Source organism: Butyricimonas sp. DFI.6.44 (genome assembly GCF_022132345.1).
GTDB classification, from domain to species: domain Bacteria; phylum Bacteroidota; class Bacteroidia; order Bacteroidales; family Marinifilaceae; genus Butyricimonas; species Butyricimonas muris.
On the sequence record NZ_JAKNJD010000006.1, the window covers coordinates 241410 to 253655 of the forward strand.

9 protein-coding genes are annotated in these 12246 nt (G+C 46.4%); 4 read left to right on the top strand and 5 right to left on the bottom strand.

Going from position 1 to position 12246, the window contains the following annotated elements; all coding sequences use genetic code 11:
* Positions 1-6 precede the first annotated feature (6 nt).
* Both L0M98_RS10235 and L0M98_RS10240 read left to right on the top strand, forming a co-directional pair.
* Entirely contained in the window at positions 7-2349 is a 2343-nt protein-coding gene (locus L0M98_RS10235; RefSeq protein WP_227215695.1) for a TonB-dependent receptor, read from the top strand.
* A gap of 173 nt (positions 2350-2522) precedes the next feature.
* Positions 2523-3734, top strand: a complete 1212-nt coding sequence (locus L0M98_RS10240; RefSeq protein ID WP_227215694.1) for an aminopeptidase C — start codon at positions 2523-2525, stop codon at positions 3732-3734.
* A 70-nt stretch (positions 3735-3804) separates the two neighbouring features.
* On the opposite strand, the gene L0M98_RS10245 is transcribed toward L0M98_RS10240, so the two are convergent.
* The gene (locus L0M98_RS10245) at positions 3805-5757 is read right to left on the bottom strand and encodes an LruC domain-containing protein (protein WP_227215693.1); all 1953 of its coding nucleotides are present in this window, start codon (positions 5755-5757) and stop codon (positions 3805-3807) included.
* A gap of 300 nt (positions 5758-6057) precedes the next feature.
* On the opposite strand from L0M98_RS10245, the gene L0M98_RS10250 reads away from it, so the two are divergent.
* Positions 6058-7377, top strand: a complete 1320-nt coding sequence (locus tag L0M98_RS10250) for a cobyrinate a,c-diamide synthase (protein ID WP_227215692.1) — start codon at positions 6058-6060, stop codon at positions 7375-7377.
* A 101-nt stretch (positions 7378-7478) separates the two neighbouring features.
* Positions 7479-7961 carry a ferritin gene (locus tag L0M98_RS10255; protein ID WP_186974528.1) on the top strand — a complete coding sequence of 161 codons (483 nt, stop codon included), beginning with the start codon at positions 7479-7481 and terminating at the stop codon, positions 7959-7961.
* Between the two features lie 133 nt (positions 7962-8094).
* Here the strand turns inward: L0M98_RS10255 and cbiB are convergent, their stop codons facing one another.
* From cbiB to L0M98_RS10275, 4 genes are all read right to left on the bottom strand, one after another.
* Positions 8095-9051, bottom strand: a complete 957-nt coding sequence (gene cbiB / locus L0M98_RS10260; RefSeq protein WP_227215691.1) for an adenosylcobinamide-phosphate synthase CbiB — start codon at positions 9049-9051, stop codon at positions 8095-8097.
* On the bottom strand, positions 9048-10058 hold the full coding sequence (locus L0M98_RS10265) for a pyridoxal phosphate-dependent aminotransferase (RefSeq protein ID WP_227215690.1): 1011 nt from the start codon (positions 10056-10058) through the stop codon (positions 9048-9050). Before L0M98_RS10265 ends, cbiB begins: the two co-directional genes overlap by 4 nt.
* A gap of 2 nt (positions 10059-10060) precedes the next feature.
* Positions 10061-11536, bottom strand: coding sequence for a cobyric acid synthase (locus L0M98_RS10270; protein ID WP_227215689.1), 1476 nt, complete (start codon positions 11534-11536; stop codon positions 10061-10063).
* Positions 11537-11630: 94 nt separating this feature from the next.
* Complete coding sequence (locus L0M98_RS10275; protein WP_227215688.1) at positions 11631-12203, bottom strand: cob(I)yrinic acid a,c-diamide adenosyltransferase; 573 nt, start codon at positions 12201-12203, stop codon at positions 11631-11633.
* Positions 12204-12246 lie beyond the last annotated feature (43 nt).

Consider the following 12246-nt stretch of genomic DNA (forward strand, 5'->3'; position numbering starts at 1 on the left):
GTTTGTATGAAAAAAGTTGTTGTATTGGCATTATTGCTGTTCGCGTGTGTCGGCTCGCTTTTCGCCGAGGATGAAGACAAGCGCAAAAAGAAAAGTATCACGGATACGATTTTTCGTATCGATGAAGTAAGTGTGCTTGAAAAAAGAAAACGTATCGATTTGTTGGGGTTGGATGTACCGTTGCGCTTTGTCCCGATAACGGTAAGTAAACTTTCCGGGCAGATGCTGGAGCGTAAAGGTATCGTGAATCTGGAAGATGCCGTGAAGTTTTTGCCCGGGATTATTCACAAGACAAATCAACTGGGGGCGTTCCAACGATTCTCTATCCGGGGACAAGGGAGCGCGCTTATCATGATCGACGGGATGCGGGACGAGCGAACGGTTAGCCAGAATGTTCCTTACGGGGACTTGTCATCCGTGGAGTCCATCGAATTAATAAAAGGACCCGCTTCGGTGTTGGCGGGACATTCTGCCATGGGAGGGGTTTTGAACATCGTGCGCAAGAAGGTAACACCGGATTTTTCAGCTAATGCCCGGATTAGTTATGGTAGTTGGGAAGAAAAACGGGCTACATTGGGTTTCGGGGGAAAGTTGGTGGGACCGCTTGATTACCGGGCGAATATCCATTATTCCACGGGCGACGGTTACCGGCGCACGAACGCGAATCGATTCTCCCTTTATGGGGTTTTAGGTGCGAATGTCGGCAAAGTAGGGAGATTGGAAGTGAGTGGCAGTTACGCGGATGATAAGTACACGACTGAAATAGGGGCCGCACCGACCGTGCGTTATGATGTGTACGAAGTCGGTAAGGATACCGGGCCTTTTATGAAGAACGGAGAACGGCATCCTTATGCCGATTATCACGAGATATATAATGATTATGCGAATAATCGGATGAAGCGTAAAGTATGGGACGTGACGGCACGGTACACTCACGTGATATCCGAGAACATGACATTGCGAGAGAGGTTTACTTATTTCCATAGCGATTTGGATTATTGCTGCGTGGAAGGATTGGGGTACCGGACTTCGGAGGAATCTATTTATAAATGGTATTATACCTCGAAAGGTAAAACGACCTATATAAATCTGGATTCTGTGGTGCGAAATAAACCGTTGAACTTTAACCCGGATCATAAACAATTGAGTAATGTGCTGGAATTGACAGGTAACGTGGAGACCGGATTCGTGAAACACCATTATACATTGGGGTGGTCGTATTTCGCGTTTGATTTTGTACAGTATAACGGGTACGGGAGTGATGATTTGTGGGGACCCGGATTGGGTGCTGTGTTGGCATTGAAGAATCCGCAACTGGTACAAGGCTGGTGGGATTCCAAAATTTCAGCTGCAAGTCTGAAAACCGATAGAACGCATGCCGTGTATTTGCATGATGTGATGGAATTTAGCGACCAATGGAAGGTGATGTTGTCCGGACGCGTGGATTTTTATAACTATAAAACGGCAACAGCAAAGGTTTTGGACGGGAAACAGGACTACAAGAAGGAGAACCGTTCGGAATGGAATAAAGTGAAGACTTCCGCTTTCACGTATCGGGCGGGAGTGGTGTATTTCCCTGTGCCGGAATTGTCATTTTATGCTTCCGCTTCTTCTTTCTTCAATCCGGTGGTGAAGTTCTATAATCCGGATATTATGTATTTGGATAGAAAGGGGAACGAGTTCAATCCCGACACGGATGGCGGAGAAGTGTTTAAGCCGGAGAAAGGAATTTCGGCAGAAGTCGGGGGGCATTACACGTTGAATGAATGGGTGGATGTCAACGCTTCAGTTTTCTACACGAGTCGCTATAATATCGTGAAGAGTTTGGGAGATACTACTGTAGTGGTCGACGGCAGCACCGTGACGAGGAATATTCAAGGGCAAGTAGGTCGAGGTATGTCAAAGGGATTTGATTTTGAGATTGTGGTTCGTCCTCTTCCGACGCTTCGGTTTACGACGGGATTGAGTTGGGCGGAATATCGTTTGCGACAGATAGCGGAGAGCGGACGATTCTCGAAATACAAGGAAGAGAATAAGAATGTGCGTGAAACAGGTGTGCCTCGTACAACTTTTTACGCGTATGCCGATTACACGATTCCCACGGGGGTGTTGAAGAACTTGTCGTTCCAATTAAGCGGAAATTTCAAGGATAAGGTGTTCTCCGATATCAAGGAACGAATTTACACTCCGGCGTTGTGGCTGATGGATGCGGGAATATATTACACGATTAAAGGGCATGTGAATCTGGCTTTGAATATTAATAATTTGTTTGACAAGGAGTATTTCGAGAAAACAACTGTACTGGGAAAACCCCGGAATTATCAGGCATCCGTGTCATATACTTTTTAGTTTCGCCGAAGGCGAAAGTTACAGGTTGGCAGGTTACAAGTTAGTATTTGATTTGTAACCTGCTAATTTGTTGTTTATGAAATCTGTGGAAATATTTTGCGGGGTAGACGTCAGAATGCAGACTTATTGGCTACTTTTGTCAAAAAATAGAATAGTCATTATAATATAAGAATATGAAAAAGTTTGTATTGTTTTTATTTGTTTTGGTCTTTGCTGCCCATGCGGGTGTTTACGCGCAAGATACGGTAAAGCAGGATACCGTGAAACCTGAAGGGTATAAGTTTACGGATATTAAGAGATTGCCCGCTACTTCCGTGAAAGATCAGTTTCGTGCCGGGACTTGTTGGTCGTGGTCTACGGCTTCTTTTCTGGAGTCGGAGATGATGCGACAGGGAAAAGATTCGGTTAATCTTTCGGCTATTTATTTCGTGAAGCATGCTTACAGTGACAAGGCGGACAAGTATGTGCGTTTGCATGGTGTGTTGAATTTTGCCGTGGGTGGTGCTTCGTCGGATGTTATTAACATGGCGAAGAAGTACGGGATTGTGCCTCTTGAGGTGTTCAAGGGTTTGAATTACGGGGAGCCGAATCATGTGTTCGGGGAGATTGACGCCGTGTTGAAAGCGTACGTGGAAGCGGTGGTCGAGAATAGAAATAAACGTTTGAGTACGGCTTGGAAGAAAGGGTTTGATGCTATTTTGGATGTTTATCTTGGCGAGGAGCCCGAGAAGTTCGAGTACAAGGGGAAAGAGTACACTCCTCGGACTTTTGCCGACGAGGTGGTGGGCTTGAACATGGACGATTACGTGAACCTGACCTCATTCACGCACCATCCTTTCTACACGGAGTTTGCCTTGGAGGTGGAAGACAATTGGTCGTGGGATAAGGCTTACAATATTCCGTTGAACGAGTTGATGCGGGTTATGGAGAGTGCGATTGATAACGGGTATACCTTTGTTTGGGGTGCCGACGTGAGCGAGAAAGGATTCGCCACGAAGGATGCCGGGGTGGCGGTGGTGCCCTCGACCGACACGAGAGAGATGACCGGGGCTGAAATTGCTAAATGGGAGAAATTACCTAAAGAACAACAGACGATGGATGCTTTCAAACTGGCTCCGGCTCCCGAGAAAAAGATTACCCAAGAGATGCGACAAGAGGAATTTGATCGTTACCAGACGACTGATGACCACGGTATGCACGTTATCGGCAAGGCAATGGATCAGAATGGAACCCCTTATTTTATCGTGAAGAATTCATGGAATAAATACAATAAGTTCGGTGGATATTTCTACGTTTCTTATCCTTATATGGCGTTGAAGACGATGGATATTCTGGTACACAAGAACGCGATTCCGAAGGACATCAGAAAGAAATTAGGGATTTAATGTAAGTTTATTATAAATGAAACCGCCTCGTAATGGGGCGGTTTCTTAACAAATTTATGAGAGGTGTTTATTATTTCTTCGCGGGATGTAAGTACCAATCCGGGTTCTTTTCTCCCTTTGAACTTGCCCAGCTTTTGAATTTAGGATAAAACTCGTCAATATGTACAGCTTCTGTCGGAACCACGTAATCTGTTATCGGTAGGTCTATGGCGAAAGGATAATCGTTGTCGCTCACGTAATAATTCGGTCCGATAAGATTGCCATCTTCGTCGAGGCTACTATGGTCTTGATATCTTCCGAAATAGGTCAGATCAGCAAGATCGGTAGGGGGATAGTTCGTGAGGTGTACTTCCTGTATCGGGTTTTTACCGTTTTTATTCGGGCTGACACGGATAAATGGATTGTAGAAATGGGGATCTTGCATAGTTTCGGATGTCAATCCTTTTGCTTTTATTGTCACTGTAATAGGTCCGCTTTTCACGGCTTGTTCCATGTCATCAAAAAGGATAAATGTGGCATTCGTTTGCCCTGATTCCATGTTGTTAAAAATATTCTCGGCTTTGCTGCCGCCATTTTCAATTTTAACGTCAGACACGCTGGCTGTGAGAATTCCAATTTGATACCCGAATCCGCTTTTGATTTGTCCGCCTCTGTGTACCGGGGTGTAAATATCTTTAAGTTCGGTAACGTTATTGTTCTCATCGACAGTGAAGCTTCTTTCGTAAGTAATGACAACGTCATTCATGTCGTAATCACCTTTGTTTGGCCACAAGTCTTCAAATGCGAGAGTCCCTGTTCTAACAGTCGTAACGGGAGGAAATTCCTCCGGTTTTGTGGTCGGTTTGTCTGAAATATCAATATCGCCGTCTTCGTTTGTTAAGAAAAAGAGAACGTCTTTATAATCGTAATCTACGCCGCTCCTGTTATCACCATCTTCAAATCCAAGGATGATGTTTTTGGTTTCTGTATCATATAAACTTACACAACGTTTCTCCTCCATCATATTGAATTCGTTATTTGAGAACCAGTAAGATTTCCCCGAAAAATCTACACCTCCTGAATAATTGAAACCATCACTGATGATAAACCATCCGATAGTAGTACCTTTGGGAAAAGTTTCTGTAGCGTTACCATCTTTATCGTAGTATTTTAAGTTCATTCGCATACCATATTCTAAAGGAGGCCACAGCGAACACTTGGGGAATGCGATGTATTTAGGTAGTTCCATAAATTCTTTGCCATCTTTGGGGGCTTTTCCCGTTTCATAATAGTAGTATCCCAACGTGTTTTCGTATTGAGCTGCTTCCCCTGCAAATACTAAAGTTACACGTGTATCCTTGAGCACGTTAATATTTACTTCCTCTGTTGGTTTGGCATATTGTGAGTTATTTTTACCGGGAAGCAATGTGCTCTGAATACGGTTAAGAATACCTTGGGCGCTGTAAGATTCGTCAGTAGTGATTTTCAGTAGGTTATCAGGAAGTCCGTCACTATCCCATGAATTTATTGTTTTGACGTTATATGGGTTATACGGGTCAATTTCTCGGGCAAGTTGTTTGCTTGCTTGTTTTGCGGATTGATTCTTTTTCAAACTTGCGATATAGTCCTCTGAATTAAACTTTATACCGGATTCAGTGACATCAATTTCTACGCAGGTCGGTAGACCGTATGATTCGGAATAAAGATAAACCTTGGAAGTAGCTATCGGTAGATTAATCTTCCCGGTGCGTTTGCTATTTCCATCGGTATAAGTTGTCAAGAGAGAGTTTACTCCTTCTTTCTTTTTAGAAACTCCGTTTTCAGTTTCCAGTGGGTTCTTGTCGTAAACTTCAAATACGGCTTTGTTGCCTTTAATACCATAGTCCACTGCTATTGGAATAACTTTTGTTGTTGCATAGTCAAAAGCATCCTCTATCGGGGTGTTTTTGTTGGGGTTGTAGACATCTTTTTTACATCCTGTAAAAAAGAAAGTACATGCAAATAGACACAGCACATACACGCTTAGTTGTTTTTTGATTTTCATCCTCTTTCGGTATTGAATATTTTTACAAAGGTATATAAAGAATATTCAAAAATATGTCTATATAGGTATATTTTGGAAGATGTTTAATATAAAATATAGAGGATAAGTATTTTTTAACCTTCCCAAGTGAGGAATAGTCTATTATTGGGATGATTCACTATTCAATGAATGATTGTGCTATGTTTGTTTTGTGCGTTAAAAATAAAGGAGAAGTTGAAAAAGATTTTGTAAGTTACAAGAAAAATATACTAGGGTTTGAATTTGCATTGTATCTTTGCAATAAACAAATGATGGATGATTATGCGTAAACCTCAAGTATTGATTGGTGCGGCGACTTCCGGCAGTGGGAAAACGACTTTCACGTTGGGATTATTGCGATTGTTGAGGAACAGGGGAATGAAAGTGCAGCCGTTCAAATGCGGTCCGGATTATATTGATACGAAACATCACGCGATGGCTGCCGGAGAGGAGGCTGTTAATTTGGATACTTTTATGGCTTCTTCCGAACACGTGCGGCAGCTATATGCACGTTACGGGACGACATGTGACGTGTGCGTTACAGAGGGCGTCATGGGATTATTTGACGGGTATGATAAGATGAAGGGAAGTAGTGCTGAGATTGCCGGTTTGCTGGGGATTCCCGTGGTGCTGGTGTTGAATGCCAAGTCGACGGCTTATTCCGTGGCACCCGTGTTATACGGGTTCAAGCATTTTTATCCGGGGATTCGTGTTGTCGGGGCTATCTTTAATTTCGTGGCGTCGGAGTCGCATTACGCTTACCTGCGGGGTGCTTGCGAGGATGTCGGGATTGAAGCTCTGGGGTATATCCCCAAGGATGAAGGGATTGTGATTCCTTCCCGTCATTTGGGATTGTCGATTGACGGGAGTTGCTGTTTTGACGAGTTTGCCAATCGGGTGGCGGAGGTGATAGCTAAAACCGTGAACGTGGAGCGGTTGTTGGAGATTTGTACGACGGATTTCCCGGCATGTGGAGTGAACGGGGACGCGGAACGGGGAGAGATGAAGATTGCGGTCGCGCGGGATGAGGCTTTTAATTTCATGTACCGGGAGAATATCGGGGCTTTGGAGCGAGAGGGGGAGGTCGTGTTTTTTAGCCCGTTGCATGATACCGTGTTGCCGGAAGCCGATTTGATTTATTTGCCGGGCGGGTATCCCGAGTTGTTTCTTGCCGAATTAAGCGGAAATGAAGAGATGAAACAGGCTCTTCGTGCTTATTGCGAGGCGGGAGGGCGTGTGTTGGCGGAGTGTGGGGGAATGATGTATTTGTGTGAATCTATTGCCGGAACGGATGGTGTCGCTTATCCCATGGTTGGGGTTTTGAGTCGGGAAGCGACCATGGAACCCATGAAGTTGAAGCTGGGGTACCGGGAAGTGGTCTTGAACGGTAAGGCGATTCGGGGGCATGAGTTTCATTATTCCCGCGTGAAACCGGGGACGGAAGAGGTGGTTCGCGTGGGAGAAGTGTACAATGCTAAAGGGGGAAGGGTGGATACACCTGTTTACCGTTACAAAAATGTAATAGCGAGTTACGTCCATTTTTACTGGGGGGAGTGCGGGATGGAACGATTGTTGAATATGGCGTTACGGGATTCGGAATGACAATTTGTCCCGTGGCGGGTATTTTTGACAGAGGGCATCGCGTGGCATATGTTTTGTTCAGCTTTATTCGGAGAATAGAATAAACTTTAAATAAAAGAGATATGATGAAAGAGAATTTAGTGAAAGCGTTTAACGCTCAGGTGAATGCCGAGATGTGGTCTTCTAACTTGTATTTGTCAATGTCCGTGTATTTCGCCCAGAGTGGGTATCCCGGGATGGCATCATGGATGAAAGCACAGTCTAAAGAGGAGTTGGAGCACGCTTACGAGATGATTGATTTCGTGATTAAACGCGGTGGAAATATCGAGATTGGGCAAATCGACGTGGTACCCGTGGCATGGGGGACGCCGTTGGAGGTGTTCGAGCATGTCTATGAACACGAGTGCCATGTTTCTAAATTGATTGATGATTTGTTGGATGTCGCTATCAAGGAAGGTGATAAAGCCGCCCAGAATTTTATCAATGGATTCGTGAACGAACAAGTGGAGGAGGAAGATACCGCGCAAACAATCGTGGAGCGTCTTCGGAAATTGGACGGGCACAATCTTGTGTATATGGACGATAAGTTGGGGGGACGGAAATAGGGCTGTAAGGTCCGTAAAGTCTATAAGGTCCATAAAGTCCGTAAAGTTGAGCCTTAGATTCTTGAAGTTTTTGGTTTAATAGACCTTATGGACCTTACAGACCTTACGGACGAGAGGGGGTGCGCCCCCTCTTTTATATGATGGAATAAATGGTGCAAATCAGTAAGATGGTAACGAGGCACACGGTTTGATTGATGCGGGCGGCTCGTTTGTAATCCCTGCCGGATAGTTCCCGGTCGTTGCTGCCGATATAGGGTTTTTCGACGAGGATACCGTGGTAGATGTTGGGTCCGCCGAAGCGGCAATTCAAGATGCCTGCCATCGCCGATTCGGGGTAGCCGGAATTGGGACTGGCGTGTTGCCGGGCGTATTTTCGAATGAAGCTGAAAATGCCTTTTCGATAGCCGGATAAGGCCATCAGGAGAGCTGTCAATCGGGCGGGGATGTAATTCAAAATGTCGTCGAGATGCGCGGAACAGCAGCCGAAGTCCTTGTAACGGGCATCTTTGTACCCGAGCATGGAATCGAGGGTGTTTACCATTTTGTACATCATCATGGCGGGAAAGCCGCCCAAGGCGTAGAAGAATAGCGGTGCGACGACTCCGTCGCTGAGGTTCTCCGCCATCGTTTCCAGTACAGCAGTGTATATCTTTTTCGGGGGCAATTGACTGGTGTCGCGTCCCACTATCCATGAAAGGCGTTTTCTTCCGGCTTCCAATCCTTGCGTTTCGAGCGTGCGAATCACTTCCCCGCCTTCTTGAATAAGGCTATGGTTTGCCAGACCGTAGAAGACGAAAACGGAGGCAACGATGTAATAGACGGCGGGATGAATGAGCCAAGAACCCCACGCGAGCACTCCCCCCGTGCAGAGTGTGGCGAGAGGCAACCCGATAGCGATGAAACAACCTTTGGTTTTCCGGTGGTTCCCTTTGTTTAAATGTCGTTCGCACCAAGCGATGATATTCCCGAAAGCCACGATGGGATGGGGCAACTTTCTCGGGTCGCCGAAAAGTAAGTCGAGCAGGTACCCGATGACGAGGGGAACGATTATAATTGAAAATTGAAAATTGAAAATTGAAAATGAATTCATTTTAATTCTAAATTTTTTAGCGCGTTCACGAGCATTTGGTTTTTCTCTTCGGAGAGGGTGTTTATCCGGAAGTAGTGTTCATCCAATCCGCGGAAGTTGGAGGCGTCCCGGATTAGAATCCCGTGTTGTTCGATGAGATGTTGTTTCAGTTGCCTCGTGTCGAATTTCGTGTGCACGAGGAAGAATGAAGTACCTGAATTCAACGGGATGAAACCGGGGAGGTTGTCGAGTTGGTTGACCAATTGCTGTTTTCGTTTCATCAGTCGGCTCGTGTCGGGGAGTAGGTATTTCCCGTTTTTAAGTAAGAATTTACCGACCTCGATAGCCAGCGAATTGACGCTCCACGGGGATTTGAAAGCCCGGACGCGTTCTATCAAGGCTTCATTTCCCAGCATGTAGCCCAAGCGTAAGCCGGGGATGGCGAAATTCTTGGTCATGGAATGTATTATCAATAGATTCGGGTAGCGGGACAATAGCGGTTCGCAGGTTTCTGCTGTCGGGGCGAAGTTGATGAACGATTCATCCACGACAAGCGTCATGTCCGGGAATTGTTGCAGGATGTATTCTATTTGTTCTTGCGTCCAGATGTACCCGTTCGGGTTGTTCGGGTTACAGATAAACATCAAATCTCCCGCGATGGGTTGGAAGTTTTCCAAAGGGATGAATGAGAGTTGGTGTTTGTATAATGTACAAGCGTCTTCGTATTCGCTGAAAGAAGGTACCGGTAGTATCGTCTTTGCCCCCTCGAAAGCGTGGGCGATGAGGTAAAACAGTTCAGTGGCGCCGTTCCCGGCAATCACGTTGTGCGGAGTCAGGTTGTGGCTATTTGCCACCTCGTTTACAAAGGACTCGGCAGCGGGTTCCGGGTAATGGAATATCGTGTCGATTTGTGTCTTGAGGACGGAGCGGATGATATCCTCGTCCGCGTCGTACCATACATTCGTGGAGAAATTGGCTTTAATATTTGTTCCTGTCTGAAACAGGTCGTCACCATGTCCGTTTAGCATTGTTATTTGGTTTTAAGTGTGGAATATATATAGTCCATGTCAACACACGCTCGCACGTGCCGGGCTAGTTTGTCATATTGTTGTTCCTTGAACTCGGCGTAGTCGAATGTTGTAGGCGAGGCTTGGGTTAGACCTGCCGCCAAGTCATTCAGTACGACGTTGTTGTCCAAAATGCCGTGAAGGTAGGTACCCCAGCATTTGTCGCTGAGCAGGTAGCCGTCCGCCTGTTCGTCGGGTAGCCGGTTGAGAGGCGATGCGGATGCCCCGTCGAGCAGGACGGTGCGTCCCATGTGGATTTCGTACCCTTGGCAAGTTTCCGGGTAATCGCGGAAGTTGAATTGGCGTTGTCGTGTGACTTTCTCCGGTTCCATGACCGTGACGAGTGGAAGGATACCCAAGCCCGGTATGGCGGGTATGTCGCCTTCAATCTGGTCGGGGTCCTCGATGCGGGCGCCCAGCATTTGGTAGCCGCCGCAGATGCCGATTACTTTTTTCCCGTCTTTGTGGGCACGAATGATTGCCTCGGCGATGCCGTTTGCCCGGATATTTTGTAAATCCGATATCGTGTTTTTGGTGCCGGGCAGGATGATGATATCGGCTTTACGGATTTCGTCGGTGTTGTTCGTGTAATAAGCGTGGAATCGCTCATCTCTTTCCAGCACGTTGAAATCCGTGAAGTTGGACATCCTTTTCAACAGTACGATAGCGACGTTGATTTTCCCGCTTTCCGCTTTTGCGTGTTTGGTTTCCAAGGAAACGGAGTCTTCCTCCTCGATATAGATATCCCGGAAGTAAGGGATGACCCCAACAACGGGTATGCCTGTCAATTCGTGCAGTAAGCGGCGTCCTTCGTCGAAAAGGGAGCTGTCCCCCCGGAACTTGTTGATGATGATTCCTTTCATTTGGCGTTTTTCTTCTTCCGACAGTAGGGCGATGGAACCGTAGACGGAACCGAAGACGCCGCCCCGGTCGATATCTGCGACCAAATAGGTGGCGGCATCGGTGCGCAGTGCCATGCGCATGTTGGTGATATCCCGCTCCCGGAGATTTAATTCGGATATGCTGCCGGCTCCTTCCAGTACTATCGGGTTGTACCGGGCACGCAAACGCTCGTAAGCGGCATAGGCTTCGTTGAATAATCCGGCTTTGTTGTCGGACATGAAGTATGCTTTCGCGGACATGTTGCCGACGGGCTTCCCGTTTACTACCACTTGCGAGTTCTGGTCATTCGTGGGTTTCAGTAGCACGGGATTCATGTCGCTTTCCGGGGCTATACTGCACGCTTCCGCCTGTACGGCTTGGGCTCGTCCTATTTCCAACCCGTCGGGGGTGGAGAAAGAGTTTAAGGACATGTTTTGTGCCTTGAAGGGGGCGGGATGATAACCGTCCTGTTTGAATATACGGCAAAATGCCGTGTTGATGATGCTTTTTCCCGCGTCCGAGCAGGTACCGACAAACATGATAGAGCGAAGAAACATGTGTTAATTTTAGATTTTAAATTTTAGATTTTAGATTCCAGCCGCACGAACCGACGCTTATTCCGTGATTCTTTTCATTTTCAATTTTCAACTTTCAATTGCTTTTTTTCTTGTAAAGAAAAGCTTTCCATTTTTCCTCTTCCGAGCCTTCTTTATCCATATCCCAGCGTGCCATGGTGAAAAGTAAATCGGACAGGCGATTCATGAAGCGGAGGATGAGGGGGGGGACTTCGTCTGTACGGTTTAGTGTCCATAAACGTCTTTCGGCTCTCCGGGCGATGGTGCGTGCCACGTGGCATTGGGCTGAAATCATGGTTCCGCCCGGTAGCACGAAATGTGTAGAGGGATGTTGCATTTCGTTATTCATCCGGTCAATTTGTTGCTCGCAAAATGTATCCAGAGCCTCCGGGAGTTTGTTCGGGTTCTGTGTCCGGATAGCGGAAGGGGTTGCCACTTGTGACATGACAATCATTAACGAGCGTTGAAGGTACGCTAATACTTCTTGGCGTTCGTCCTCTTCGTTCAAAAGAGCCCGGATGACACCTAGCGACGCGTTCAGTTCGTCGAGCGTTCCGTTTGCCTCGATGCGGATGTCATCTTTATCTACCCGGCTACCCCCGTGTATTCCGGTGGTTCCTTTATCTCCTCCTTTCGTGTATATCCTCATAATAATTGAAAATTGAAAGTTGAAAATTGAAAATGGGATTTCC